The organism is Sedimentitalea arenosa, assembly GCF_016428585.1.
In the GTDB taxonomy this organism is placed as follows: Bacteria; Pseudomonadota; Alphaproteobacteria; order Rhodobacterales; family Rhodobacteraceae; genus Sedimentitalea; species Sedimentitalea arenosa.
On the sequence record NZ_JAELVR010000001.1, the window covers coordinates 444,413 to 469,030 of the forward strand.

Annotated in this window: 26 protein-coding genes and 1 tRNA gene; 12 read left to right on the forward strand and 15 right to left on the reverse strand. The window is 66.5% G+C overall.

The window, feature by feature from the left end:
• Nucleotides 1-194: 194 nt before the first annotated feature.
• Nucleotides 195-1,103, forward strand: a complete 909-nt coding sequence (locus JF290_RS02115) for a calcium-binding protein (protein WP_199023072.1) — start codon at nucleotides 195-197, stop codon at nucleotides 1,101-1,103.
• 9 nt (nucleotides 1,104-1,112) lie between these two features.
• Here JF290_RS02115 and JF290_RS02120 read toward each other — a convergent pair whose 3' ends face one another.
• Entirely contained in the window at nucleotides 1,113-1,610 is a 498-nt protein-coding gene (locus tag JF290_RS02120) for an RNA polymerase sigma factor (protein WP_199023073.1), read from the reverse strand.
• Between the two features lie 251 nt (nucleotides 1,611-1,861).
• Here JF290_RS02120 and JF290_RS02125 point away from each other — a divergent pair, with 251 nt between their 5' ends.
• Complete coding sequence (locus JF290_RS02125; RefSeq protein WP_199023074.1) at nucleotides 1,862-2,095, forward strand: EF-hand domain-containing protein; 234 nt, start codon at nucleotides 1,862-1,864, stop codon at nucleotides 2,093-2,095.
• A 57-nt stretch (nucleotides 2,096-2,152) separates the two neighbouring features.
• Here the strand turns inward: JF290_RS02125 and JF290_RS02130 are convergent, their stop codons facing one another.
• Nucleotides 2,153-3,703 carry a trimethylamine methyltransferase family protein gene (locus JF290_RS02130; RefSeq protein ID WP_199023075.1) on the reverse strand — a complete coding sequence of 517 codons (1,551 nt, stop codon included), beginning with the start codon at nucleotides 3,701-3,703 and terminating at the stop codon, nucleotides 2,153-2,155.
• Between the two features lie 367 nt (nucleotides 3,704-4,070).
• Between JF290_RS02130 and JF290_RS02135 the strand changes: the two genes are divergently transcribed.
• Nucleotides 4,071-4,589 carry an outer membrane protein gene (locus JF290_RS02135; RefSeq protein WP_199023076.1) on the forward strand — a complete coding sequence of 173 codons (519 nt, stop codon included), beginning with the start codon at nucleotides 4,071-4,073 and terminating at the stop codon, nucleotides 4,587-4,589.
• Nucleotides 4,590-4,626: 37 nt separating this feature from the next.
• Here JF290_RS02135 and JF290_RS02140 read toward each other — a convergent pair whose 3' ends face one another.
• Together JF290_RS02140 and JF290_RS02145 are read right to left on the reverse strand one after the other, a co-directional pair.
• A complete protein-coding gene (locus JF290_RS02140; RefSeq protein ID WP_199023077.1) occupies nucleotides 4,627-5,808 on the reverse strand; it encodes a pyridoxal phosphate-dependent aminotransferase in 1,182 nt (393 codons plus the stop codon).
• 57 nt (nucleotides 5,809-5,865) lie between these two features.
• Entirely contained in the window at nucleotides 5,866-6,213 is a 348-nt protein-coding gene (locus JF290_RS02145) for an MmcQ/YjbR family DNA-binding protein (protein ID WP_199023078.1), read from the reverse strand.
• A 195-nt stretch (nucleotides 6,214-6,408) separates the two neighbouring features.
• On the opposite strand from JF290_RS02145, the gene cysS reads away from it, so the two are divergent.
• The 3 genes from cysS to JF290_RS02160 all read left to right on the forward strand — a co-directional run bounded on the left by cysS (nucleotide 6,409) and on the right by JF290_RS02160 (nucleotide 10,328).
• Nucleotides 6,409-7,809, forward strand: a complete 1,401-nt coding sequence (gene cysS, locus JF290_RS02150) for a cysteine--tRNA ligase (RefSeq protein ID WP_199023079.1) — start codon at nucleotides 6,409-6,411, stop codon at nucleotides 7,807-7,809.
• 148 nt (nucleotides 7,810-7,957) lie between these two features.
• On the forward strand, nucleotides 7,958-9,574 hold the full coding sequence (gene cimA / locus JF290_RS02155) for a citramalate synthase (RefSeq protein ID WP_199023080.1): 1,617 nt from the start codon (nucleotides 7,958-7,960) through the stop codon (nucleotides 9,572-9,574).
• Entirely contained in the window at nucleotides 9,558-10,328 is a 771-nt protein-coding gene (locus JF290_RS02160) for a phytoene/squalene synthase family protein (protein WP_199023081.1), read from the forward strand. Before cimA ends, JF290_RS02160 begins: the two co-directional genes overlap by 17 nt.
• A gap of 3 nt (nucleotides 10,329-10,331) precedes the next feature.
• Here JF290_RS02160 and JF290_RS02165 read toward each other — a convergent pair whose 3' ends face one another.
• A complete protein-coding gene (locus JF290_RS02165) occupies nucleotides 10,332-11,546 on the reverse strand; it encodes an MFS transporter (protein ID WP_199023082.1) in 1,215 nt (404 codons plus the stop codon).
• Nucleotides 11,547-11,659: 113 nt separating this feature from the next.
• On the opposite strand from JF290_RS02165, the gene JF290_RS02170 reads away from it, so the two are divergent.
• A complete protein-coding gene (locus tag JF290_RS02170) occupies nucleotides 11,660-12,295 on the forward strand; it encodes a DNA-3-methyladenine glycosylase family protein (RefSeq protein WP_199023233.1) in 636 nt (211 codons plus the stop codon).
• A gap of 3 nt (nucleotides 12,296-12,298) precedes the next feature.
• Here JF290_RS02170 and JF290_RS02175 read toward each other — a convergent pair whose 3' ends face one another.
• Both JF290_RS02175 and JF290_RS02180 read right to left on the reverse strand, forming a co-directional pair.
• Complete coding sequence (locus tag JF290_RS02175) at nucleotides 12,299-13,198, reverse strand: DUF2950 family protein (RefSeq protein WP_199023083.1); 900 nt, start codon at nucleotides 13,196-13,198, stop codon at nucleotides 12,299-12,301.
• A 4-nt stretch (nucleotides 13,199-13,202) separates the two neighbouring features.
• A complete protein-coding gene (locus JF290_RS02180; RefSeq protein ID WP_199023084.1) occupies nucleotides 13,203-14,474 on the reverse strand; it encodes a DUF3300 domain-containing protein in 1,272 nt (423 codons plus the stop codon).
• 191 nt (nucleotides 14,475-14,665) lie between these two features.
• Here JF290_RS02180 and JF290_RS02185 point away from each other — a divergent pair, with 191 nt between their 5' ends.
• Nucleotides 14,666-15,331 carry an alpha/beta hydrolase gene (locus JF290_RS02185; RefSeq protein ID WP_199023085.1) on the forward strand — a complete coding sequence of 222 codons (666 nt, stop codon included), beginning with the start codon at nucleotides 14,666-14,668 and terminating at the stop codon, nucleotides 15,329-15,331.
• A 68-nt stretch (nucleotides 15,332-15,399) separates the two neighbouring features.
• Here the strand turns inward: JF290_RS02185 and JF290_RS02190 are convergent, their stop codons facing one another.
• A complete protein-coding gene (locus tag JF290_RS02190; RefSeq protein ID WP_199023086.1) occupies nucleotides 15,400-15,831 on the reverse strand; it encodes a VOC family protein in 432 nt (143 codons plus the stop codon).
• A gap of 13 nt (nucleotides 15,832-15,844) precedes the next feature.
• Complete coding sequence (locus tag JF290_RS02195) at nucleotides 15,845-16,420, reverse strand: pseudouridine synthase (protein WP_199023087.1); 576 nt, start codon at nucleotides 16,418-16,420, stop codon at nucleotides 15,845-15,847.
• Nucleotides 16,421-16,646: 226 nt separating this feature from the next.
• Between JF290_RS02195 and JF290_RS02200 the strand changes: the two genes are divergently transcribed.
• Entirely contained in the window at nucleotides 16,647-17,231 is a 585-nt protein-coding gene (locus tag JF290_RS02200; protein ID WP_199023088.1) for an HNH endonuclease, read from the forward strand.
• Nucleotides 17,232-17,633: 402 nt separating this feature from the next.
• On the opposite strand, the gene JF290_RS19670 is transcribed toward JF290_RS02200, so the two are convergent.
• From JF290_RS19670 to rocF, 3 genes are all read right to left on the reverse strand, one after another.
• Entirely contained in the window at nucleotides 17,634-18,206 is a 573-nt protein-coding gene (locus JF290_RS19670) for a GNAT family N-acetyltransferase (protein WP_199023089.1), read from the reverse strand.
• 365 nt (nucleotides 18,207-18,571) lie between these two features.
• On the reverse strand, nucleotides 18,572-19,618 hold the full coding sequence (locus JF290_RS02210; protein ID WP_199023090.1) for an ornithine cyclodeaminase: 1,047 nt from the start codon (nucleotides 19,616-19,618) through the stop codon (nucleotides 18,572-18,574).
• Nucleotides 19,619-19,635: 17 nt separating this feature from the next.
• Nucleotides 19,636-20,562: an arginase gene (rocF, locus tag JF290_RS02215; RefSeq protein WP_199023091.1), complete on the reverse strand. Its 927-nt coding sequence runs from the start codon at nucleotides 20,560-20,562 to the stop codon at nucleotides 19,636-19,638.
• A gap of 115 nt (nucleotides 20,563-20,677) precedes the next feature.
• Here rocF and JF290_RS02220 point away from each other — a divergent pair, with 115 nt between their 5' ends.
• Entirely contained in the window at nucleotides 20,678-21,103 is a 426-nt protein-coding gene (locus JF290_RS02220; protein WP_199023092.1) for an Lrp/AsnC family transcriptional regulator, read from the forward strand.
• A 56-nt stretch (nucleotides 21,104-21,159) separates the two neighbouring features.
• Here JF290_RS02220 and JF290_RS02225 read toward each other — a convergent pair whose 3' ends face one another.
• Both JF290_RS02225 and JF290_RS02230 read right to left on the reverse strand, forming a co-directional pair.
• Nucleotides 21,160-21,618, reverse strand: coding sequence for a disulfide bond formation protein B (locus JF290_RS02225; protein WP_199023093.1), 459 nt, complete (start codon nucleotides 21,616-21,618; stop codon nucleotides 21,160-21,162).
• On the reverse strand, nucleotides 21,615-22,193 hold the full coding sequence (locus JF290_RS02230) for a YqaA family protein (RefSeq protein WP_199023094.1): 579 nt from the start codon (nucleotides 22,191-22,193) through the stop codon (nucleotides 21,615-21,617). The genes JF290_RS02225 and JF290_RS02230 overlap by 4 nt, the downstream gene beginning before the upstream one ends.
• Before the next feature lie 123 nt (nucleotides 22,194-22,316).
• Here JF290_RS02230 and JF290_RS02235 point away from each other — a divergent pair.
• A tRNA-Leu gene (locus JF290_RS02235) sits at nucleotides 22,317-22,402 on the forward strand.
• A gap of 108 nt (nucleotides 22,403-22,510) precedes the next feature.
• Nucleotides 22,511-23,806, forward strand: a complete 1,296-nt coding sequence (locus JF290_RS02240) for a hydroxymethylglutaryl-CoA reductase, degradative (RefSeq protein ID WP_199023095.1) — start codon at nucleotides 22,511-22,513, stop codon at nucleotides 23,804-23,806.
• Between the two features lie 215 nt (nucleotides 23,807-24,021).
• Here JF290_RS02240 and JF290_RS02245 read toward each other — a convergent pair whose 3' ends face one another.
• Nucleotides 24,022-24,618, reverse strand: coding sequence for a nucleotidyltransferase family protein (locus JF290_RS02245; protein WP_199023096.1), 597 nt, complete (start codon nucleotides 24,616-24,618; stop codon nucleotides 24,022-24,024).

Sequence of the window (24,618 nt, forward strand, 5' to 3'; positions counted from 1 at the left end):
GTTCAGGCCGCAGGCAAAAAACACCGGGCGGTAAACTAGATGAGCCTGGACGGCGAAACTCAACGGAGGGCTTCGGCTCTCCGTTTTTCATTGCGCCGCGGCTGGTGGCGCGGTCACGCCGTTTTAAGTTGCGGCGACTCGGGGGATCGCCGAGACTTTCCGGCATTGATTTGCAAAATGGAATTCACCGACCGATGGCCATCACCATTTCCCTTCCCCCGAGCAGCCCCTATTCCATCGTGGATGTCGCGAGCATCATCGATTTCATCTCGACCGAGGCGACCGTGAACCTGGATTCGCCGACGCAATTCACCGGCACCGGCGTCTATGGCGGGCAGCTTGCCAGCTATGTCGCGACCGGCAGCGGCTTCACCACCTCGACCCTGTCGGGCGCGGACTATGTCTCGGGCGGCACGGTGGACGAGATCGTGTTTTCCACCGCGCTCGGCGATATCACCTTCGAGACCATCGATATCGACATGGCGGTATTCTCGCCGGTGATCCTGCAGGACCTGTTCGGCATCGCGCCCTTCGCGATCGAACTGTTCCTGATGGAGCGCGACTGGACGATCACGCTGGGCAACCAGAATGACTTTGCCCCGCGCGGCACGCTGGTCGGGGATGGCGTGGCGCTGAACACCGAGGGCGACGACGTCATCCGCGGCATGGGCGGACGCGACACCCTGTTTTCCGGCGATGGCGACGACAGGCTGTTCGGCAACAGGGGCCGCGACGTCCTGAACGGTGGCAAGGGCGCCGACATCCTGAAGGGCGGCAAGGGCGCCGACAAGATCTTTGGCGGGACAGGTCGCGACACGCTGGACGGGGGCGAGCAGAACGACATCCTGATCGGCGGCGGGGGCTTTGACAGGTTCGTGTTCCGGGATGGTTCCGGCGTGGACCGGATCAGGGATTTCAACCGCGACAACCGTGAGGATATCGACCTGTCCGCGGTCACCGAGATCAGGACATACAGGGACCTTGTGAACAACCACATGCAGGAGGTGGGCGGCGACGTGGTCATCGATGACGGGGCGGGCACGCGGATCATCATCGAGGGCTTCCAGATCGCCGATCTCGGCAAGGGTGATTTCCTGTTCTGACCGGCGGTCTCAGTCCAGCAGCGACGCGCCGGGGGCGGATTTCGCCAGCCCCAGACGCCGGCGCAGCGCGGCGCGGGCGCGGGCGAGGCGCGACATCACGGTGCCAGGAGGCACGCCGGTCAGGCGGGCCAGTTCCGCCGGGCTGGTCTCTCCCGCCGCCACCAGCGCCATCAGCGCCGCCTGTTCGGGTGGCAGCCGCGCCATCGCCCGCCTGAGCTCGGCGACCGCGAGACGGGCCGGCGCTTCGGGCGCGGTCATCGCCATGTCCTCCCGGAACTCCTCGCTCGGTCTGTTGGCGCGCCACCGGCTGCGGGCGAGGTTGGCGAGTGCCGTCATCGCGTAGGCCTCGGGATTGTCGATCCGCTGACCCGTGACCTGGCGCTGCCACAGGCGCAGGGCGGCATCCTGGGCGAGGTCGGCGGCCTCCTCGGGGCAGGACCGCAGGCGCCGGGCGCGCGCGTGCAGCCGGGCGATCAGGGTCGCGGGGTCTCGGGTCTGTCGTGTCATCCGGGGGGCCTCGTGCGGTGTCGGGGACCCACAGCAGACGCGCTTGGGGACCGCTTGAACAGACGGGGATTTTCCGCCGATCCGCCGCGCGGGGCCTTTTTCGGCGGCGGCTCGCGCAGGCCGCGGCGGCCGACCGGCGGGTTTCGGCACGCCCCGGAGAGGCAGGGAACGCGATGGCGCTCGGGCGCGTCTGACATGTCGAGGGCGCAGCGATGCGGTCTCGATCAAACCAAGAAAACAGGAGTAGTCACATGAAACCGATTTTTCTGAGCGCAGTGATGGCAGGCGGTCTGGCAACCTGGGCGGTCGCGGCGACCGAACTGGACACCAACGGCGACGGGATGCTGACGCTGGACGAGGTGCAGACGGTCTATCCGGAGATCACGGCCGAGACCTTCTCGGCGATGGATGCCAATGCCGACGGGGCGCTGGACGAGACCGAGATCGCGGCGGCACAGGATGCGGGGATGATGCCCAAGGGCTGATCGCGCACCGCACAGTGGCACCCGGCCGGACCGGCCGGGTGCTTTTTCGTCAATGGCTTAGACGGGCAAGTGAATGTTGAACCGGGCGCGGATCGCCGCGTCTGTCACCGGGTCGAACCGGGCGCTGGCCCGGTCGGCGAGGATCTGCTCCTTGCGGGCGGTGGCGCGCTGCAGCAGGTCGGGTTTGCCGCGTTCATCCCATTCCTTGGGCGAGGTCCGGTCGGCGAGCGCCGGGTAGATGTAGTCGGTCTGCATCCGCGTCAGCGTCTGCGCGGAGCCGAGATAGTGACCCGGGCCGCCGATGCAGGTGGCGCGGATCGTTTCGAGCGAGACGGAGTCCTCGTCGACCTCGATCCCGCGCACGCAGCGCATGGCCTGACCGATCAGGTCGTCTCCGAGGATCAGGGATTCAAGGCAGAACCCCAGCAGCGAAGCGTGCATCCCCGCGGCCTCGTAGACCATGTTCAGCCCCGAGAGCCCGGCCATGACGTTGGACATGGCCTGTTCCCAGCCGGCCTGCATGTCGGGCAGCTTGGCATCGGCGATGCCGGCGGCGGCGCCTCCGGGCAGGTCGTAGTAGCGGTGCATCTGCGCGCAGCCCGCGGTCAGCAGCGCCTGTTCGCCCGAGCCACCCGACATCGCGCCGGTGCGCAGGTCGCTGACGAAGGGCCAGGTGCCGAAGACCGCCGGGTGACCCGGCCTGACCGCGTTCACATAGACCAGCCCGGCGAGGCATTCGGCCACCGCCTGCACGATGGCGCCGGCGATTGGGGCCGGGGCGGTGGCGCCGGCCTGGCCTGCGGAGAGCAGCAGGATCGGCATTCCGCCCTCGATCAGCGCCTCCATCACCTGGCAGCTTTCGGTGGCGAATTTCATCGGCGGCACGACGAAGCAGTTCGAGTTTGACACGAAGGGCCGCGCGCGCCACTTGTCCTCGCCGCCCGCGATCAGGTGCAGCAGCTCCAGCGCCTTGGGCACGAAGGCGGGTTCGGTGATCGAGGTGCCCACGTGTTTGCGGGTGCCGGCGCAGCAGGCGTAGATCGTGTTCAGGTCCATCTCGAGGTTGTCCGGAATGTCCCGGCACACCATCGGGCGCTGCACGAAATGGATGTTGTCGAGCCGGTCGGCGATGCGCGCGGCGTCGTGCAGGTCCTGCACCGTGCATTCGCGGTAGCTGCGGCCGTCCACATCCACGAGGTGCACCGCCGCGCCGGCAGTGCCGAAATGCACGCGGGTGCCGCTGAGGTCGAGATCATGCGCCGGGTCGCGTCCCATCAGGGTGATCGCGCGGTTGGCACGGGCGATGGTGTCCTCGACCAGCGCGCGGGGAAAGCGGATACGCCCGTCGGGCCCCTGGATCGCGCCGGCGCCGGTCAGGTGGCGCACGCCGCTCTCGGGGGCGTCGGCGAGTCCGATCTGTTCCAGCGCGTCGAGCGCGGCCTGGTGGATGCGGTCCATGCCGGCGGTGGTGAGCGGGCCGTAGCTGCCGCCCGACAGGCCCGGGCGCACCGGGCGCAGGTGATCGGCCAGGGGGGCTGCGCGGGCGGCACGGCGGGCGGCACGGCCGCCGCTGCGGCCGGGAGAAAGGGGCTTTGTCTGTTCGTTCATGGAGAAAGGTCCGTCTGGAGGGCAGGGAATGGGCGGATCATCGCCGACCCGGTCGGCCCCGTGCCGCGCGGCCGCGCGCGGCGCCGATGGTGCGCGATACAAGACCGATCTTGCTGCGTTCAGCCTGCATCCAAGCCCTCCTGATGGATCCAGCCTGTCGGCGAACCGGGATGGCGTCTGTCCAGTTCGCGACCTGTGTCGCTTTTGAGCCACTTTCGGCGCCGACTAGACCGGTGCGTGTGAAATGCCCTTGAAGAACAACCGTTTTGACCCAAGTGGAAGCACAGGATAAGATGCCATGGTGGGGCACTGGATCCTTACGACCGGACCGGGGGGTCCGGGGAACAGAACACATGGAGTGGGACCAATGAAAAAAGCACTTTTGGCCGGCGCGTTCGTCTTGGCCGCAGGTGCCGCGCATGCGGGCGACTGGACCGGCGGATATGTCGGTGCCGGTCTTGGATACGGGGTTGTCGACGTGTCCAACAACGTGCCCGGCGGTGAAGATTACATGTTCGGCCTGCATGGCGGGTATCGCTATGACTTCGGCGACTGGGTCGTCGGCGGCGAACTGGAATACGACTGGTCGGATATCGATGTCGCCAACAACACCGTGACGCTGGACAACGTGTCCCGTCTGAAGCTGAACCTCGGCTATGATTTCGGCCCGGGGATGAGCTATCTGATCGTCGGCGCGGCGGAAGCCTATACCAGCGGTCTGGGCGATGATTCCGGATATCTCTACGGGATCGGCGCGGCCTACCAGGTAACGGAGCAGTGGATCGTCAGCGGCGAAGTGCTGCAGCACGATTTCGACGATTTCAACGCCAGCGGCCTCGATGTCGAGGCGACCACCGTGAATTTCCGGGCGTCGTTCCGCTTCTGATTCCGATCCGGTCCGGCACTGGCCGGACCGATCGATGTCATCCCGCTTTACGGCAACGCTCGGCGGCGAAATCGCAGAGCGTTGCCAGCGCCGCCGCGAACGCGTCGTCCTCGATCGTCATCGCGACCCGGACATGGCCCGCGGCGGCCGCCCCGAAGCTTTCCCCCGGCATGACGGCGATATGATGGGTGTCGAGCAGCGCCTCGGCGAAACCTTCGCCGCTCATCCCGGTGGCCCGCACATCCAGCATCAGATACATCGCGCCCTGCGCCGGAACCAGGCGGACCGTGTTCTGCCCGGCCAGGATGCGTTGCGCCAGCGCGCGGCGGCGGCGGAACGGTTCGGCCACGCGGTCTTCGAGTGGCGCGCCCTCGTTCAGCGCGAACAGTGCCGCGTCCTGGATGTATCCCGGCACGCCGTAGGTCGTGTTCGTGGCCAGGTCGACCAGGTGCGCGATGGCCTCGCGCGGGCCGACGATCCAGCCGATGCGCGATCCGGTCATGGCGTGGGATTTCGACATGGAGCCGATGACCAGCGTGCGGTCGGCCATGCCGGGCAGGGCGCGCGGCGACACATGGGTGCCCTCCCAGACCTGCGTTTCGTAGACCTCGTCCGAGATCAGCCACAGATCGTGCGCCTGGCAGACCCCCGCGATGCCGTTCAGCGTGTCCTCGCCATAGACCACGCCCGTGGGGTTGTTGGGCGAATTCACCAGCAGGGAGGCCGCGCCGGTGGCGGCGGCGTCGACGTCGGCGGCCAGCGGCTGGAAGGCGTTTTCGGCCCGCGCCTGCACCGCACGCGGCACTGCGCCCACGGCGCGCAGCGTGCCGGGATAGGTCGCGTAATAGGGATCGATGAACAGCGCCGCATCGCCCTCGTCGCAGACCGCCGCATGCGCGGCGAAGAGGCCAGCCTGTCCGCCGGGGGTGATGATCACGTTGTCCACCCCGGTTTGCACGCCGGTGCGCGCCTGCACGCGGGCGGCCACGGTCTCGCGCAGCTGCCGCACGCCGGGGACCGAGGCATAGCCGGTGTGACCGCCCATCGCCGAGCGGTGCATCGCCTCGAGGATCGAGGGATCGGTGCGGATGTCGTGCTCGCCGATTGTCAGTTCGGTCACGTCGATGCCGCGCGCCAGCATCGCGCGCGCCTTGTTGAACAGGTCCCAGCCGTCGGAACCGCCTCCGTTCAGGTGTGTGATGCGATGGGACAGGGGCATGTTCGGTCTCCGCGGTTTGGTCGTGTCGCGGGACAGGGTCAGACATGGCGCGATTTGTCAATCCGGCCGCGGCGGCAGGACGGCCTGCGCCGTTTTCGTCAGGCTGGCGCGGACGATGTCATAGGAGGCATGGATGCGATGGCGCAGCGCGTCCGGGGCGGCATCCAGCGGGACATGCACCCAGGAACGATGGAAGTAGGGCGCGCGGGTTGCAGACCCGGCCTCGATCAGCATCCGCGCGGTTTCGATGTCCCGCGTCTTGGTCGAAACGCCGGTGTCGTCGCTGCCCATGCAGGCAAAGATCTTGCCGCCGACCTTCCAGACATCGGTGCCCGGCCCGAAAGGGGCGCTGCGCTCGGCGCCGGGCAGCGCGGCGCAGATCCGGTTGACGGTGTCGCGGCTCATGGAGCGAGGCTGACCCAACGGTCGCGCGCAAGCAAGCTTTGCAGCGCGCGCGGGACGTGGTATCAGGCCGGAATGAACCGCAACGGCCTCATTATCCGCTGTATCGCCCGCTGAACATCGCTGCGGGCCGGTTTCTGTCGTTTTCATCCCTGGAACAAGTTGCTAAGCCCGCGCTGCCTGCGTGAGGAATTCGACATGACGACGATCAAGCTGCACAACACCCTGACCCGCAAGAAAGAGGTGTTCACGCCGATCGACCCCGGCAACGTGCGGATGTATGTCTGCGGCCCGACGGTCTATGACCGCGCCCATCTGGGCAACGCGCGCCCCGTGGTGGTGTTCGACGTGCTGTTCCGGCTGTTGCGCCACGTGTACGGCGCGGATCACGTGACCTATGTGCGCAACTTCACCGACGTGGACGACAAGATCAACGCGCGCGCTGCCGAGAGCGGGCGCGAGATCGGCGAGATCACGGCGGAGACGACGCAGTGGTTCCTGGATGACATGGGTGCGCTTGGCGCTCTGGAGCCGACGCATATGCCGCGCGCGACGCAATACATCCCGCAGATGGTTTCGATGATCGAGGATCTGATCGCGAAGGGCCATGCCTATGCGGCCGAGGGCCATGTGCTATTCGCGGTGGATAGCTGGCGCGAGCACTATGGCGCACTGTCGGGCCGGTCGGTCGATGACATGATCGCCGGCGCCCGCGTCGAGGTCGCGCCTTACAAGAAGAACCCGATGGATTTCGTGCTGTGGAAACCGTCGACGCCGGATCTGCCCGGGTGGGACTCGCCCTGGGGCCGGGGGCGGCCCGGCTGGCATATCGAGTGTTCGGCCATGGCGCAGGAATTGCTGGGCGAGAGCTTCGACATCCACGGCGGCGGCAACGACCTGATGTTCCCCCACCACGAGAACGAGATCGCGCAGAGCTGCTGCGCCCATGGTGACGGCACTTTCGCGCGCACCTGGATGCACAACGAGATGCTGCAGGTCGAAGGGAAGAAGATGTCCAAGAGCCTGGGCAATTTCTTCACCGTGCGCGATTTGCTGGACCAAGGAATTCCGGGCGCAGAGATTCGTTATGTTTTCCTGTCCACGCATTACCGCAAGCCGATGGACTGGACAGCGGAGAGGGCATCTGCAGCACGATTCAAACTCATGGATTTTTGCCGCTACGTGGAAATCTATGGGGATCTGCAGCGCGCGCGTGAGATTGGACCGTCTTCGAAATTAGTCGCGTTCCTCAGTGATGATTTGAACACACACGGCGCTCTGAGTGTCTTGGACGAGTTGATGAATATTTCCGACGGAACGCAGTTGGCGGCAGACTTGGTATTTCTCGGATTTTTTAGCTTTGGAGAGCTAGAAAGAATCGTAGACGATTTGCGCATGGCGCAATCGCAACTTGTGCCTCTGGCTGAGAGTTTGCAGTCCGAACGCGAAAAAGCAATCGCCAGCAAAGACTTCAGCGTAGTTGATTCCATCAAACAGAAACTGGGCGATGCCGGTGTGATCGTTTCAATGACCAAGGATGGCGTCAAACTCGAAGCTGGTCCCAACTTCGATCCTGCTTCTTTGGAGTTGTTGCGATGACAGAGTTTCCTTGTTCTATTTTTACCTTCTCCAAACCAAGCACCACCGCCCGTGGGAACCACGGGCAGCCCCCGACCGCCCCCCCGGGCGGGGGCTTCACCCCCACCCGCGGTCGGGGACTGCCCTTATCGCGCGAGGCGACCGCCCGATGACCCGCGAGCGCCTCTATCTCTACGACACCACCTTGCGGGATGGGCAGCAGACGCAGGGGGTGCAGTTCTCGACCGCCGAGAAGGTGCAGATCGCGACGGCTCTGGATGCGCTCGGCGTCGACTATATCGAAGGCGGCTGGCCGGGGGCGAATCCGACCGACAGCGCTTTTTTCGACGCAGCTCCGCAAACGCGCGCGCGGTTGACGGCCTTCGGCATGACCAAGCGGGCGGGGCGGTCGGCCGGGAACGACGAGGTTCTGGCCGCGGTCATGAACGCGGGTACACAGACGGTCTGCCTTGTCGGCAAGGCGCATGATTACCACGTGACCGAGGCGCTCGGCATCACGCTGGAGGAGAACCTCGCCAATATCGGGGCCTCCATCGCCCATGTCGTGGCGCAGGGGCGCGAGGCGCTGTTCGATGCGGAACATTTCTTTGACGGCTATCGCGACAACCCGGACTATGCCCTTGCGGCCTGCCGGGCGGCGATGGAGGCCGGGGCGCGCTGGGTCGTGCTTTGCGACACCAATGGCGGCGCTTTGCCCGCCGATGTGGGCCGCATCGTGGCCGAGGTGATCGCGGCGGGCATTCCGGGCGACCGGCTGGGCATCCACACGCACAACGATACCGAGAACGCTGTCGCTTGCACGCTGGCCGCCGTGGATGCGGGCGCGCGGCAGGTGCAGGGCACGCTGAACGGGCTGGGCGAGCGCTGCGGCAACGCCAACCTGACCTCGCTGATCCCGACGCTGCTGTTGAAAGAGCCCTACGCGAGCCGGTTTGCTACCGGCGTGACGTTCGAGGCCCTGGCCGGGCTGACCCGCACCAGCCGGATGCTGGACGACATCCTGAACCGGGTGCCGACGCGGCAGGCGCCCTATGTCGGGGCGTCCGCCTTCGCCCACAAGGCGGGACTGCATGCCAGCGCCATCGTCAAGAACCCGGCGACCTACGAACATATCGACCCCGCGCAGGTCGGCAACGCGCGCATCATCCCGATGTCGAACCAGGCCGGGCAGTCGAACCTGCGCAAGCGCCTGGCCGATGCCGGGCTGACGGTGGCGCCGAAGGATCCGGCGCTGGGGCGTATTCTCGACCGGATCAAGGCGCGCGAGGACGAGGGCTACAGCTACGACACGGCGCAGGCCAGTTTCGAACTGCTGGCGCGCGAGGAACTGGGCCAGCTGCCCGCCTTCTTCGAGGTCAAGCGCTACAAGGTGACGGTCGAGCGGCGCAAGAACAAGTACGACCGGATGGTCAGCCTCTCGGAAGCCGTGGTGGTGGTGAAGGTCGATGGCGAAAAGCGCCTGTCGGTCAGTGAATCGCTGGACGAGAGCGGCAGTGATCGCGGCCCGGTCAACGCGCTGGCCAAGGCGCTGGCCAAGGACCTGGGTCAGTATTCCGCCGTGATCGACGACATGCGGCTGGTCGACTTCAAGGTGCGGATCACCCAGGGTGGCACCGAGGCGGTGACCCGTGTCATCATCGACAGCGAGGACGGCAAGGGGCGGCGCTGGTCGACCGTGGGCGTCAGCGCCAATATCGTCGATGCCAGTTTCGAGGCGCTGCTGGACGCGATCCGCTGGAAGCTGATTCGTGACGTTCGGCGCTGACCTCACGGCCTGTGCGGCACTGGTGGAGCGGGCCGACCCGGATCGGTTCCTGGCGACCATGGCGGCGCCGGTGGCGGCGCGGCGCGTGCTGTTCCCGCTCTATGCGCTGAATGTCGAGGTGGCGCGCGCGCCCTGGGTCACGCAGGAGAGCATGATCGCCGAGATGCGGCTGCAATGGTGGCGCGACGCGTTGGCCGAGATCGCCGCCGGCGGGCCGGTGCGCCGGCACGAGGTGATCACACCGCTGGCCGAGGTGCTGAGCCCCGACCTTGCCGCCGTGGCCGACGAGATGATCGCGGTGCGGCGCTGGGACATCTACCGCGATCCTTTCGAGGATGCGGCGCATTTCGACCGGTATATCGACCAGAGCGCGGGCACGCTGATGTGGCTTGCCGCGCGCTCGCTCGGCGAGGCCGAGGAGTCGGCGGTGCGCGATGCGGGCTTTGCCCTGGGGCTGGCCAACTGGTTCCGCGCGATTCCCGAGCTGGAGGCGCGCAACCGGATTCCGCTGCTCGATGGCACGCCGGACGGGCTGCGGACGCTGGCGGAGCGGGGGCTGGCGCGGCTGGCCCGTGCGCGCGCCGGAGGGGTGAACGGCCCGGCATTCGCCGCGCTCTTGCCGGCTTGGCAGGCGGGGGTGATCCTGCGCCAGGTCGTGCGCGAACCGCGGCGGGTGGGCGAGGGCACGCTGGGCACCAGTGCGGCGCGCAAGCGGTTGGGGCTGATGGTGACCGCGGCCCGGGGGCGGCTCTGAGCCTCAGGCGCGCCGGGTTTCCGGTTGCAGCATCAGCCAGATCAGCGCCGCGCCCGCCAGCGCCAGGAGTGGCGCCATGGCCAGGTTGACGGCGGTCCAGCCCTCGACGGCCGAGCCGCCCGAACAGTTCATCAGCCCGCCCGAAGCTAGCGAGGCCACGGTGACGCCGCCGAAGACCAGAAGGTCGTTCAGCCCCTGCATCCGGCCGCGCTCCTCGGGGGAATGGGCGCCCGCCAGCATGGTGGTCGCGCCGATGAAGCCGAAGTTCCAGCCGAGCCCCAGCAGGATCAGCGCGACGAAGAAATGCTCCAGCTCGACCCCGCTTAGCGCCACGGCTCCGGCACCGGCGAGGATCACGAGGCCGAGCGCCACGATTTTTTCCACCCCGAAGCGCGCGATCAGGTGACCGGTGAAGAAGGAGGGTGCGAACATCGCCAGCACGTGGGCCGACACGATATCAGCGGCGTTGCCCGCCGTGTAGCCACAGCCGACCACCGCCAGCGGCGTCGAGGTCATCACCAGGTTCATCAGCGCGTAGGACACCATTGCGCAGATCACCGCGACGGCGATGCGGGGGGTGGTGATCAGCTCCCACCGGGTGCGCCCACGCGGGCTGTCCGGCGACGGGGCGGGCGGCTTGGGGATGTCGATGAAGAAGAACAGGAATGCGCCGATCACGTTGACCCCGATCACTGCCATGTAGGTGCCGATGAACGGAATGACGAACGCGTCGCTGGTCGCCTTGACCAGTTGCGGGCCGATCACCGCCGAAACGAGGCCGCCGGCCATGACATAGGAAATCGCCTTGGGTCGGAACGCGTCCGACGCGGTGTCGGCGGCGGCGAAGCGGTAAAACCCCTGCGCGCTCATGTAGATGCCGGTCAGGAAGCTGCCGGCGAGAAACACCGGGAAGGAGCCGAGATAGAGGCCATAAGCTCCGATCACACCGCCCGCCGCGCCGCCGAGCGCACCGATGAAGAACCCGGCGCGGCGGCCGAATTTCTGCATGATCGCGGAAATCGGCGTTGCCGACAGCATCGAGCCCAGCACGATCAGCGAGATCGGCAGCGTGGCGAGACAGACATTGCTGGCCAGCGATTGCCCGGCCAGGCCGCCGACCGTGAAGATCATCGGCATCTGAGCGCCCAGGAAGGCCTGGGCCGCCACCAGCACCCACACGTTGCGGCGGGCGCGTCTATCGTCGATCTGCTCTGTCATGCGGATTGGTTATCTCCGGTTTGCGGAATGCACAAGCGGCTTGCACCGGCCGGGTCCGGGTCTAGTCTGGGGCGATGGACAAGGGATCGAAAGACCGGGCGGCCGGACCCGATATGGGCGTCGGGCGCGTCATCTTGGGCGAGGCTTGTGTCGCCGAGGGAGCCACGTGGCTGGCGGACCGGGTGCCGGAGTTTTCGGCCGCGCTGCGCGAGACCGGCACGCTGCCGTTGCGCCTGCGGCCGGACGGGTTCGCCCAGTTGCTGAACGCGATCGTCAGCCAGCAGGTCAGCGTCGCCTCGGCCAATGCGATCTGGTCGCGGATGGAGGACGCGGGGCTGACCGCGCCCGACCGCGTCGCCGCGAGTTCCGACGAGGCATTGCGCGCCATCGGGCTGAGTCGGCAGAAGATGCGCTATGCCCGCGCGCTGGCCGAGGCGGATATCGACTATGCCGCCCTGCGTCGTCTGCCGTCGGAGGAGGTGATCGCCACGCTGACGCACGTGCCGGGGATCGGTATCTGGACGGCCGAGATCTATGCCATGTTCAGCCTCGGGCGTGCCGATGTCTTCGCGGCGGGAGATCTCGCCCTGCAGGAATCCGCAAGGATCCTGTTCGAGTTGCCCGAGCGGCCCCGCGATCGCGCCCTGCGTGCCATGGCGGAAGACTGGTCGCCGTGGCGGTCGGTCGCGGCGCGGCTGCTCTGGGCCTATTACCGCGTCGCGACCGCGCGACGCGGCATTTCGGACTGAGGGTCAGTCTTCCACCGGGCTCCAGGCATCGCCCGGATCGTAGAGCGTCATGTCGGCGGCGATGTCGAGCGTCTCCTCGCCGAGATCGGCCTGCAGGATCACGCCGTTTTCCGATACCATGAAGCTGTGGATGCCGGTCACGCCATAGTCTGCCGGAACCGCCAGCAGGCCGTGGCCGCCGACCATCTGGTCGTTCACCAGGTAGCTCATCGCGCCGCCCGGCGCGGCGTCAGTCTGCCCGTCGAGAATTCGGAAGTAATATCCGTGATGGGGTTCGGGCGGATGATCGGTTTCGCCGTCATTGTAGCCGAACACCGAGGCGCGGGCGAGGTTGGCGCCCATCGGGCTGTTCTGACCGGGCCAGAACAGCCCGTCGCGATCCTCGGCGGAGGAGATGATCTGGCGGGCGAATTCCATCACGCCGTCGCCATCCTGATCGACGAGGCGAAAGGCCAATTGCACGTCGCCATAGGCATCCATCAGGTCGATGATGTCCAGCTCGTTGCCACCGATTTCGCGCGCCAGCACTTCGGCTGCGCCGGCGGCGGCGTCGAACGCCCAGCCTTCATCCATCCGTGCCAGCGGGACCGGGAAGGGCCAGCCATCGGCGCCGAGCGCCAGCACGACCGAGCCGTCTTCCTGTGGTTGCAGACGGTAGCCCTCGCGGAACATGGCCTGCACGGCAAGGCGGTTGATCCCGTCCTCGACCGGGTCGCCCGATCGCACGAGATCGCCGTTTTCGGGGCCGAAGACGGACAGGACCGCGCCGGGTTCATTGCTGTCCAGCGCCTCCATGAAGGCCATCGCCGCGTCGGTGGGCGAGGCATAGGTCGCGGGCTCTGCCAGAAGCGGCGAGACGGTGAGACCGGCAAGGGCCAGTCCGGCAAGAAGGGGTCTGCTCATGGTCTTATCTCCGCCGTTTGCCTGCCCGATGCGCGCCACCGCCACGGTGCGAGGCTGCGCGGGCCTTGGGGGCGCTGCTGCGTTTCTTCAATGCCGTTGGCCGGCTGGCCGCGGGCTTTCTCTTGGCGATCTGCTGTTTCGCCGCGGCGGGTTTCTTCACCGCGGGTTTCTTGACCGCCGGCCGGGTCGCGGCGTTCGGGCGGTTCAGCGAGGGTTTGGTCTTGGCGACGGCGTCGCGCTTGATGCCTTCGGGCCGTTTGGAGGGGCGCTGGATGTTGGCGATCTGGTCGCGGTTGCCGGGACGGCTGATATCGGTGGCGCCCGCCTTGTTGGACAGCTTGGCGCGCATCTCGTCGCCGCGGCTGTCGCCCTTGTCGAAGGGCAGCGTCGTGGCCCCGCCGGGGTTGCGCTTTTCCGCGATCTTGTTCTTCGCATCCTGGGCGCGGTTGTTGTCGGGGCGCCATTGCTTGTCGCCCAGATCGATATTGTTGCCGATATTGACGTTTCCGTCGACGTCGAGGTCGATATTCGGGCTGCGGATGATGCCGGTCCCGCCGCCGCCCCAGCCGCCGCAGTTGCGACAGCCCCAGTAGTCGTTCCACGGATCGTCATTGTCAAAGATCGCATCCATCACCGCGAAGGTTCCAAAGGCGACGGCACCCGCGACCAGAGCGTCTTCGACGCCGCTGTCATTGTCGGCATAGACGACCTGCGGATCGTATTGCGGCACATAGACCACTTCGGGGTCGGTGGGCTGGATGATCACCTCGTTGTCGTTGCTGACCTCGACGGTCTGGGCATCGCCGCTGATCAGCGCGCCGTTGTCGATCGCCTGCTGGCGCAGGGTCTGCACGCCGGCCATCACGTCGTCGCTCTGCGCGAGCATGACGTTGCCCATCGTTTCGGTCCATTCCACATGGGTCGCCATGTCGTTGATGACCGTGGGAAAGGCGGTGGCCAGAACGGCGACGCTGGGGTCATAACCCTCGGCATCGATCGCCGCCTGCAGCGTGTCCTGGTCGCTGTCCTCGTTGATCGCGAGCAGCCGGTCGGCCTTCATCACGTCGAGCGGGAAGGTCGAGGCGACGAGGATCTGGATCAGCAGCGTGTCGGGATAGAGCGCCACCGGCGCCACCAGCGTCTCGATCTCGGCCTGGGTGAGCAGGGCCTCTTCGGGCACCTCCTCCTGTGGCGCGGCTGTGTCGGTCTGGGCCTGCGCAACCGGCGGTCCGAGAAGGACGGCCGTCAGGCACAGGGCGGTGAGGTGTCGGGTCATGGGCGATGTCTCCCTCGTCATGCACTTTTCACGATACGACTTGGCACTGTCATGACAACGTTTTTCTGGTCACTTGCATCCACTTGCACGGACCGGCACCGGTCAATCGCCTTGCCAGTCACAGGCGCCCATGCCAGAACCGGCCGGCACCCGCAGGGGCGTCCGCAACACAGGAAAGGGCAGGGCAGCGCATGACACGAGTATTGAACGCCGGCCGCAAGGAGCCGAAATCGGGCGAGACACGGTCGGTCGTGGTGTTCCTGCATGGCTATGGCGCGAACGGGGCCGACCTGTTGGGGCTGGCCGATCCGCTGGGCGAGCATCTGCCCGATACGCTCTTCGTTGCACCCGACGCGCCCGAAACGATCCCCGGCATGCCGAACGGCTTTCAGTGGTTCCCGATTCCCTGGCTTGACGGGTCGAGCGAGGAGGAGGCCGAGCGCGGCATGGCCGCGGCGGTGCAGGACCTCAATGCCTTTCTCGACGCGCTGATGGTCGACGAGGACGTTCTGCCCGAGCAGGTCGTGCTGTTCGGCTTCTCGCAGGGCACGATGATGGCGCTGCATGTGGCGCCGCGCCGCGAGGATGCGGTGGCGGGCGTGGTGGCGTTCTCCGGCCGGTTGCTGTCACCCGAGACGCTGAGCGACGAGGTGGTCGTGCGCCCACCGATCCTGCTGGTGCACGGGGATGCCGACGACATGGTTCCACCGCAATCGCTGCCCGAGGCGGCGCAGGCGTTGCAGGATGCCGGGTTCCAGGATGTCTATGCCCATGTCATGAAGGGTACCGGTCACGGCATCGCGCCCGACGGGCTGAGCGTGGCGCTCGCCTTCATGCGCGACAAGCTGAGCCTCTGAGCGGCCATTTTCAGCATGAGGCTCGTCCTGCAAGTCTTTGATTCAAGAGAGATGCAGAGTTTTCGCCGTCAGGCGTCGCGCCAGAGCCACGGTTCGGCGAATTCGACCGAGTTGCCCGCAGGATCGCGCACATAGAGCGAATGGGCGCCGTTGGGCCAGTCGAATTCCGAGTCAACCGCGACGCCCCGCGCGACCAGGTGCTGCCGCATGGCGTCGATCTGGGCCCGCGGCATGGCGAAACACACATGGCCCGGACCGCGCGCACCGTGCGGTGGCACGGGAAGGCGCGGGTTGTCCGTCGGGATCTCGGTGGCGTCGGGCTTGAAGACCAGCAGCACCGACTCTCCGACATGGAAGAACACGTGTCGCCCCTCGACGCGCTGGAAGGCCACGAGCCCGAGACGGTCGCCGTAGAATGCCTCGGCGGCGTCGAGATCGTCCACATAGACCGCGGCTTCGAGGATCGCGCTTGGCGGGTTGGGGATGGCATCGGCGGGCATGGGCGGCAGCCTATCAGGACTTGGTGCGCCTGTCAGGAGGGGCGATGTCGGCCCAGTCGCCCGGGGCCAGATCGTCGAGTCGCCACGGGCCGATGCGGTGGCGGATCAGGCGCAGCGTCGGATGGCCGACGGCGGCGGTCATGCGCCGGACCTGCCGGTTGCGCCCTTCGGATATCGTCAGCTCGATCCAGCAATCGGGCACGGACTTGCGGACCCGGATCGGCGGCTGGCGAGGCCAGAGGCCGGCGGGCTCGGGGATGCGCAGCGCCTTCGCGGGGCGGGTCGGGCCGTCCTTGAGCGTGACGCCCCGGCGCAGGGCATCGAGTGCCGCGTCTTCGGGAAGACCTTCGATCTGGACCCAGTAGCTCTTGTCCATCTTGTGGCGGGGGTCGGCGATGCGGGCCTGCAACCGCCCGTCATTTGTCAGCAGCATCAGCCCCTCGCTGTCACGATCCAGCCGTCCGGCGGGATAGACGCCGGGCAGGTCGATGAAATCCGACAGGGTGCGGCGCGGGCTGCCCACGCTGCCACGATCGGTGAACTGCGGGAGCACGTCGAAGGGTTTGTTGAAACGGATCAGCCGGGACATGCCCCGCCTTAGCCTGTCCGTCCCGCCAGCCGCAAGCCGGGGGGCGGCAGGCCGTCATGCCGCCGTCACTTTGCGCATGCAGCATGGTGGAAAACAAAACCCGACATGTAGTGGCGCAAGAAGGCTTGTCAGGTTGCGACCACGATATATAGTCAAGCCCAAGATGGGGCGGGTTCCCCGCTCCGGCGCCGGACAAGGGCAGGCAGGGCGAGGACGGAGTCGCGCGATGAACGCTGAATTCAGGACGGAATTCGTAAGAGACCCAGGTGCGTTGCGCCGGAACCCGGCATTGGTCCTGAATGCAGATTACCGCCCCTTGTCCTACTACCCGCTGAGCCTGTGGAGCTGGCAGGAGGCGATCAAGGCCGCCTGGCTCGATCGGGTCGATATCGTGGCCGAATACGACGAGGTGGTGCGCAGCCCCAGCACGGAAATCCGAATACCCTCGGTGGTGGTGCTGAAAGACTATGTGAAACCTCAGAAGCGCGTGGCCTTCACGCGCTTCAATTTGTTTTTGCGGGACGAATTCCGCTGTCAGTATTGCGGCTCCAGGGGCGATCTGACATTCGATCACGTCGTGCCGCGCGCCAGTGGCGGGGTGACGAGCTGGCAGAACGTGGTGGCGGCCTGCAGTCCCTGCAACCTCAGGAAAGGGTCCAAGCCGCTGCACCGCACGGGCCTGTCCCTGCGCCGCCCGCCGCGCCAGCCGGGCGCGGAAGAGCTGCGCAACATGGGCCGCAAGTTCCCGCCCAACCACCTGCACGAAAGCTGGATGGATTTCCTCTATTGGGACGCGGAACTCGAAGCGTGATCCGCGCCGGGGTTAACGAGATGTGAAGGCCCGGAGCCGGGCCGCGGGCGACTCATCCCGATCGCCCCGGTTAACAAGGGCGTTCGGGTCAAATCCGGGCTGTGCCAGGCGTACATATCCCGTGCAGACCGCGTGCATACGCAAAGCCGCCCGGATGCGGGTTAACGGCGCGTACGGGCAACACGGGATCGGACCGGGACCATGGGCGAGGGGGCGGCTCCGCGCAGAGAAGCGGGGTTTGCAAAGTCTGGCTCGTTTCCCGACAGCAGCCATTCGTGTAGAGTGCAGCGAATTCGGATTCAGAGCCCATGTTGCAGTATGCTGCGAGGCGCTCCAAGGTCTGCTATTATTGAGACAACCAAAAAACGGACCAAACTCCATTGCAGCTATCTCAGCTATGTTTCATCGCGGTGCCCTCACCATCGTGGTGACCGGCGGATGCCGTCCGACGTCAATCAGATGGTAGCGCCTAAAGCCAAAACGTTCATAGAAAGGGACGTTTTCAGGTTTGGTTGATTCAAGATATGCCAGTGTTCCATCCTCGTCGCAGATGTTGAGCCCATACTGCATGAGTGCCGCACCAACCCCTTGGCCTCGGGCAAATGGATCGACGCCCATGAGGGGAAGAAACCAATGGGCCTCTCTTGGGTGCGCGCGATCAAATTCCGCGTAAACCTCAAAGAGCTCAGGCTTGGCTTCTTTGGCAACGCTGCGCGCCAACAGGTCGTCCAGCGCCTCTTCGTCCGGATGCGCGTTGGGGGGAACCCAAAGCGCTGCGCCAGTGTTTTCCACGATGTGAGTGCCGCCTTGCTGAAGACCGGGCATTCCATAGATCCGGACATACTCTGGGAAGTGCTTCCGGTATTGCCCGATATCAGGGTAAAGATACCGGCAAACGGGATCGTCCACGAATGCAACAGTCATCAACGCTACGACTTGATCAAACTGGTCAGCGCATGCGGTTTGAATTTCCACGGTGTCCCCCAAAATTGAATGCCAAAAGCCAGAGATCAGTCGCGAGCCTTCGGGTCTCCTAACAGAAAAACCGATTTGAGCGAAGCAGCAGTTCTCTCTTTAAAATAACAATCCTGCCAAATCTCATACGTTTTTGGCACAGGCGAAATTAACCGTTTGTGGCTGATGCTCCGGAAGCCGACGTTCTGGTCAAAAAGCCCAACGGCAACAAGGTCCGCAACTTGCTCCTTTGGTGCCCGACCGGTGAAGGCCAGCTAACGCAGTTTTGAATCAAAAACGGAAGGTCCGTTTCGGGCTGACAGCGGTCATCAGGGTGCCAAGGGTGATGGGGTGCGTGGCCCCGCAATTTGGTCACCGCAGCGCCTTCAGGGCGCTGCGCGCTGGAGCATGCCGAAGAGGTCGCGCGGGTCGTCGGGATCGGCCAAAAGATCGAGCGCATGGTAGAGGCCGGTGTCGGCGAGTTGGTCGCGGACGTAGCGCAGGGCGGAGAAGTCCTCGATCGCGAAGCCGACGGAATCGAAAAGGGTGATCTGGCGATCGGAGACGCGGCCCGGGGCGGCGCCTGTCATCACCTGCCAGAGCTCGGTCACCGGATGATCGGCGTCGAGCTGCTGGATCTCGCCTTCGATGCGGGTCTGTGGCGGGAATTCGACGAAGATGTCGGACCGGTGCAGGATCGCCGGGGCGAGTTCGGTCTTGCCGGGGCAGTCGCCGCCGATGGCGTTGATATGCACGCCGCTGCCGACCATGTTGTCGGTCAGGATCGTGGCATATTGCTTGTCCGCCGTGCAGGTGGTGAGGATCTGTGCGCCCTCGATCGCCTCTTCGGGTGTCGTGCACGACACGACCGTCAACCCGTGGCCGGCGAGGTTGGCAGCGCATTTCCTGGTGGCCGCCGGATCGGTGTCGTAGAGCCGCACCGTCGTCAGCCCGCAGATCGCCTTCATTGCGAGGCTCTGGAACTCGGACTGCGCGCCGTTGCCGATCATCGCCATCGTGTCGGCCCCTTTGGGCGCGAGATGTTTCGCCACCATCGCCGAGGTCGCCGCTGTGCGCAGCGCGGTGAGGATCGTCATCTCGCTCAGCAGCACAGGATAGCCGTTGCCGACATCCGCCAGCAGGCCGAAGGCGGTAACGGTCTGCAGACCCTCGCGTGTGTTCTTGGGGTGGCCGTTCACGTATTTGAAGCCATACACCTCGCCATCCGAGGTCGGCATGAGTTCGATCACGCCCTCCGCGGAATGGCTGGCGATGCGGGGGGTCTTGTCGAACAGCTCCCAGCGGCGGAAATCGGCCTCGATGTACTCGGCGAGGCCCTGCAGCATGGGCCCGATCCCGATTCGGTGGATCAGCTGCATCATGTGGTCGACGGAGACGAAGGGCACGAGGGCCTTGTCGGAAGGTTGGGTCATGGGCGTGCTCTCCGTGATCACTGCTGGCCCGGGGTCGGGCGGTCGAAGACGCGGCGGCCGAGTGCCGAGGCCGCGAGGTCGACCATGACCTGCGCGGTGCGGCCGCGATCATCGAGGAAGGGGTTCAGTTCGACGAGGTCGAGCGAGGTCATCAGGCCGCTGTCGCAGATCATTTCCATCACCAGGTGCGCCTCGCGGATGGTGGCGCCGCCGGGAACGGTTGTGCCGACAGCCGGCGCGATCATCGGGTCGAGGAAATCGACATCGAGGCTGACATGCAGCATGCCCTGCGCCTCGGAGACCCGCTGCAGGAAGGCGGCGAGCGGGCGGGCGATGCCGGTCTCGTCGATCTCGCGCATGTCGTGGCGGTGGATCGCGGTGCCCTGAAGGGCCAGTTTCTCGGCCGCATCGACCGAGCGCAGGCCGAGGATGCAGATGTTCTCCTGCGGGATGGGGTTGCGCACTTCCGGGAAGCCGCCGAAGCCGCGCCGCCCTGTGACATAGCCCAGCGGTGTGCCGTGCAGGTTGCCCGAGGCCGTGGTCTCGGGAGTGTGGAAATCGCTGTGCGCGTCAAGCCACAGCACGAATTGCGGCCTCCCGACGGAGGCGGCGTGGTTGGCCACCCCGGCGACGCTGCCGAGCGACAGCGCGTGATCGCCGCCCAGGAAGATCGGCAGGCCGCGCGACATCGCTTCCTCGGCGGCGCGGATCAGGCGGAAGGTCCAGCCGATGGTCTCGTTCGGACGGTGCAGCTTGCTGTCACCGAGGTCGGGCGCATGGGTGGCGGGCGTCAGGTTGCCCATGTCGCGCAGCTTGTGGCCGAGATCGGTCAGCGCCTCGCCAAGACCGGCGGTGCGATAGGCGTCGGGTCCCATCAGGCAACCGCGCCGGTCCTTGCCGCTGTCCACGGGGGCGCCGATCAGGATACAGGTCTTGCGGTTCATGGTCATCCTCGGGTGCGTGTTTCAGGGGTGCAGGATCGATACTGCGCGAAACGGGGTGCCGTGAAGGGTGTGTTTTGGTCGAGTCGCGGGTATATTGATCGAAATGGAGGTCAATATGGACAAAACGGACGAACGCCTGATCGCGGCGCTGCGTCATGACGCGCGGGCGTCGCTGTCGGACCTGGCGCTGGCGCTGAACCTGTCGCGCACCACGGTGCGGGCGCGGATCGAACGGTTGCGCCAGCGCGGCGATATCCTAGGCTTCACGGTGGTGTTGAAGGAGGACGTGCTGCGCGACCCGGTGCGCGGGCTGATGATGATCGGGATCGAGGGGCGGGGCACCGACCGGGTGATCCGCCAGTTGCAGGGCCTGGCCGAGGTGCGCGCGGTGCATTCCACCAACGGACGCTGGGATGTGATCGTGGAACTGGGCACCGAGACGCTGGAGGACCTTGACGCGGCGCTGAGCCGGATCCGCCGGCTCGACGGGGTCAGCACCAGCGAGACCAGCCTGTTGCTGAGCACGCGCAAGGCGAGTTGACCCCTGCGCGTCGCGACCTGATCCGTGTTGATCCGTGGGAAGCCGGTACCGGCGGCTCAGACGCGCCGCGCCGCCATCAACCAGAGAAGCGCGAGCGCGACGGAGACCAGCGCATTCCAACTGGCCATCGAGAGGCCGAACAGCTCCCACGGAACGTCGTCGCAACGGACCAGCGGCGCGGCCATGATCTGCTCCATCAGTTGCTGCGGTGTCAGGTCGCCAATCGGGCCCGACGAACAGGTGGTGGGGCCCTGCCACCAGTCGCGCTCGACCCCGGTGTGATAGAGGCCGATACCGGCGGTGGTCATCGCGGCCGCGGCGCCGAGCAGCGGCAGGGCCCGCCCCGGCAGGATCAGCGCGACGGCGCCGATCACGACAGCGGCGGCATGCGGCCAACGCTGCCAGAGGCACATCTGGCAAGGGGCGAGCCCGCCCAAATGCTGGAAGCCGAAGGCCGCCAGCAGCAGCGCCAGCGAACCGCCCGCGGCGGCGAGGATCAGCAGGTGCCGGCTCACAGGTATTTCACCGCGATGAATCCGCCGATGAGCAACGCCATGAAAAGCGTGAACATCAGGCCGAGCCTCTGCTCGATGAAACCGCGCACCGGTGCGCCGAAGACCCTGAGCAGGGCCGCGACGGCAAAGAATCGCAATCCGCGCGCGAGAATCGAGGTGGCGATGAACGTCCCCAGTGGCATCGCGGTCCAACCCGACATGATGGTGATGACCTTGTAGGGGAAAGGCGTGACGCCGGCGGTCAGCACTGCCCAGAAGCCGAAGTCGTTGAAGCGGGTGTTGAACGCCTCCATCGCCTCGGCCTTGCCCATCGCCGCGAGAATCGGCTGTCCGATGCCCTCATAGGCGAAGAAGCCGATCGCGTAGCCCAGCATGCCGCCTGCGACCGAGGCGACCAGTGCCACTGACGCGATGAGCCAGGCGCGAGACGGGCGGGCCAGGATCATCGGGATCATCAGCAGGTCGGGCGGAATCGGGAAGACAGAGCTTTCGATGAAGGCGACGAAAGCCAGCCACCAGAGCGCTTGCGGGTGATCCGCGAGCTGCATGGTCTTGTCATAGGTGGCTCTGAGCATGGGGGCGCGGTCCGGGGACATGTCTGGCTGTGCAAAACCATGCTGTGCGCGGGGCGTCAATGGCGCTGCGCGCGTTTTTGGCTCTGGACCTCGCGCGGGCAGGCGGTTACATCCGGGTCAGAGGCCCAAGTGGCGGAATGGTAGACGCAGGGGATTCAAAATCCCCCGCCTTTGCGGGCGTGCCGGTTCGAGTCCGGCCTTGGGTACCAGCCTCCTGTTATCACTGTGACGACTGCATGTTGCGCCGGAAAGGGCGTTGCGGGTCCGCGGCTTCCGTGCATCACTGCGCGCAAGACGGAGAGGGAGAGAAGATCACCATGGTGAAGGACAACGACGGCAGGACATCGCGCATCGCGGGTCTGCGCGACATGACGGTCGAGGCGCGCCGGGCTGCCGTGCTGGCAGCGGCCGGGCTGCCCGAGGACGCAAGCGCGGCGCTGGCGGGGGGCGGCGCGCTGCCGAAGGCGCTGGCCGACGGGATGATCGAAAACGTGATCGGCACCTTCGAGCTGCCGTTGGGCATTGCCACGAATTTCACCGTGAACGGGCGCGATTACCTCGTGCCGATGGCGGTCGAGGAGCCCTCCGTCGTGGCGGCGGCCTCCTACATGGCGCGGCTTGCGCGCGGGGCGGGCGGGTTTCACACCTCATCGGACGCGCCGGTCATGCGGGCGCAGGTTCAGGTGCTGCGTCCGGCCGATCCCCAGGGCGCGCGCCAGCGTCTGCTGGCGGCCCGCGACGAACTGATCGCCATCGCCAACGCGCAGGATTCGGTTCTGACCGGGTTGGGCGGCGGCTGCATCGACATCGAGGTGCAGGTTTTCTCCGACACGCCTGCGGGTGCGATGGTGATCTTGCACCTGTTGGTGGACGTGCGCGACGCGATGGGGGCGAACGCGGTCAATACCATGGCCGAGGCGGTCGCCCCCCGCGTCGCCGAGATCGCGGGTGCGCCGGTGCGGTTGCGCATCCTGTCGAACCTCGCCGACCGCCGACTGGTGCGGGCGCGGGTGGAACTGCCACCCGAGGCTCTGACGACGGAGGCGTTGGATGGGGCCGAGGTCGTGCAGGGGGTGGTCGATGCAGCGGCGTTGGCCGTGGTCGATCCCTATCGCGCGGCGACGCACAACAAGGGCATCATGAACGGCATCGACGCCGTGGTTCTGGCCACCGGCAACGACTGGCGCGCGATCGAGGCGGGTGCGCATGCCTATGCGGCGCGTTCGGGACGCTACACGAGCCTGTCGCGCTGGGAGATCGGGGCCGGTGGGGCGCTGGTCGGAACGCTAGAACTGCCGATGGCGGTGGGGCTGGTCGGGGGCGCGACCAAGACCCATCCAGCGGCGCAGGCGGCGGTTCGGCTGATGGGGGTGACCTCGGCGCGTGAGCTGGCCGAGGTGATCGCCGCGGTGGGGCTTGCACAGAACCTCGGTGCGCTCCGGGCGCTGGCGACCGAGGGCATCCAGAAGGGTCACATGACGCTGCACGCGCGCAACATCGCCATTCTTGCGGGGGCGACGGGCGATCAGGTGGACCGGGTCGCCGCCGCCATCGTCGCAGCGGGCGCGGTCACGGTGGAGCGCGCGCGGGCGGAGTTGCGCGACATATCCTGACATCGGCCCGGTTGCGTCCGGCTCGGAAACGGCCCCCAACGCGATGGTTTCGGCTCGGGCTTCTGTTGGCCGGACCGTGCGCCGGTCAGCACGGTTTTCGGCCGCCTCGGTGTGACGTCTTCGGGAAACGGCACTGGTCGACAGCGCAGGGTGCCATCGCGACTCGCTGGGGCGGGAGGACGGAGTTCGGCGCTGGGCTGTCCGGCGATTTTTCGTCAGGGTTCTCGGCTTTGTGACGCGCGCCAGGCTGCCCAGTCCTCGGGCGTGTCCAGGTCCTGGCGCGCTCGCTGCCCCGGAAGGGGAAACAGCGTCCAATCCGCGCGATGCGCCTCGATCACGCGGCGTGCTCCGGTATCGCCCGTGAGCGTCTCGAACTCGGGAAACAGCGTAGAGGCGAACAGGATCGGATGACCCGGCGCGCCGTCTTGGGTCGCGGCCTGCAAGATCTGTGAGGGCGTAGTTGAGAACGCGGCGATCATCGCCTGCATGTCGGCGGTCTCGATTTCGGGCATGTCGCCGGGCAGGATCATCGCGGCCTCTGTTCCGGGGGGCAGGGCCGCGATGCCTGCCCGGATCGAGTGCGCCATGCCCAGATCGGCGTCGGGCGCGGGCACGGGGTGCACAAGGGCGGGCAGGGCGGTGGCGCGGGGGTGATCGCCATCGGGGATCACGGCGAAGACCTCGGCACCGCTCGCCAGCGCCCTGTTGCACAGCAAGGTCAGGCAGGGCGCACCATCGACCTCCTCCAGCAGCTTGTCGCCGCCGCGCATCCGCGCCGCGCGGCCCGCTGCAAGGATCAGGATCGCGATCAC

Coding starts and splice junctions, on each gene's coding strand:
- JF290_RS02115 (WP_199023072.1), top strand. CDS start 195: ATGGCCATCACCATTTCCCTTCCCCCGAGCAGCCCCTATTCCATCGTG.
- JF290_RS02120 (WP_199023073.1), bottom strand. CDS start 1,610: ATGACACGACAGACCCGAGACCCCGCGACCCTGATCGCCCGGCTGCAC.
- JF290_RS02125 (WP_199023074.1), top strand. CDS start 1,862: ATGAAACCGATTTTTCTGAGCGCAGTGATGGCAGGCGGTCTGGCAACC.
- JF290_RS02130 (WP_199023075.1), bottom strand. CDS start 3,703: ATGAACGAACAGACAAAGCCCCTTTCTCCCGGCCGCAGCGGCGGCCGT.
- JF290_RS02135 (WP_199023076.1), top strand. CDS start 4,071: ATGAAAAAAGCACTTTTGGCCGGCGCGTTCGTCTTGGCCGCAGGTGCC.
- JF290_RS02140 (WP_199023077.1), bottom strand. CDS start 5,808: ATGCCCCTGTCCCATCGCATCACACACCTGAACGGAGGCGGTTCCGAC.
- JF290_RS02145 (WP_199023078.1), bottom strand. CDS start 6,213: ATGAGCCGCGACACCGTCAACCGGATCTGCGCCGCGCTGCCCGGCGCC.
- cysS (WP_199023079.1), top strand. CDS start 6,409: ATGACGACGATCAAGCTGCACAACACCCTGACCCGCAAGAAAGAGGTG.
- cimA (WP_199023080.1), top strand. CDS start 7,958: ATGACCCGCGAGCGCCTCTATCTCTACGACACCACCTTGCGGGATGGG.
- JF290_RS02165 (WP_199023082.1), bottom strand. CDS start 11,546: ATGACAGAGCAGATCGACGATAGACGCGCCCGCCGCAACGTGTGGGTG.
- JF290_RS02170 (WP_199023233.1), top strand. CDS start 11,660: ATGGGCGTCGGGCGCGTCATCTTGGGCGAGGCTTGTGTCGCCGAGGGA.
- JF290_RS02175 (WP_199023083.1), bottom strand. CDS start 13,198: ATGAGCAGACCCCTTCTTGCCGGACTGGCCCTTGCCGGTCTCACCGTC.
- JF290_RS02180 (WP_199023084.1), bottom strand. CDS start 14,474: ATGACCCGACACCTCACCGCCCTGTGCCTGACGGCCGTCCTTCTCGGA.
- JF290_RS02185 (WP_199023085.1), top strand. CDS start 14,666: ATGACACGAGTATTGAACGCCGGCCGCAAGGAGCCGAAATCGGGCGAG.
- JF290_RS02190 (WP_199023086.1), bottom strand. CDS start 15,831: ATGCCCGCCGATGCCATCCCCAACCCGCCAAGCGCGATCCTCGAAGCC.
- JF290_RS02195 (WP_199023087.1), bottom strand. CDS start 16,420: ATGTCCCGGCTGATCCGTTTCAACAAACCCTTCGACGTGCTCCCGCAG.
- JF290_RS02200 (WP_199023088.1), top strand. CDS start 16,647: ATGAACGCTGAATTCAGGACGGAATTCGTAAGAGACCCAGGTGCGTTG.
- JF290_RS02210 (WP_199023090.1), bottom strand. CDS start 19,618: ATGACCCAACCTTCCGACAAGGCCCTCGTGCCCTTCGTCTCCGTCGAC.
- rocF (WP_199023091.1), bottom strand. CDS start 20,562: ATGAACCGCAAGACCTGTATCCTGATCGGCGCCCCCGTGGACAGCGGC.
- JF290_RS02220 (WP_199023092.1), top strand. CDS start 20,678: ATGGACAAAACGGACGAACGCCTGATCGCGGCGCTGCGTCATGACGCG.
- JF290_RS02230 (WP_199023094.1), bottom strand. CDS start 22,193: ATGCTCAGAGCCACCTATGACAAGACCATGCAGCTCGCGGATCACCCG.
- JF290_RS02240 (WP_199023095.1), top strand. CDS start 22,511: ATGGTGAAGGACAACGACGGCAGGACATCGCGCATCGCGGGTCTGCGC.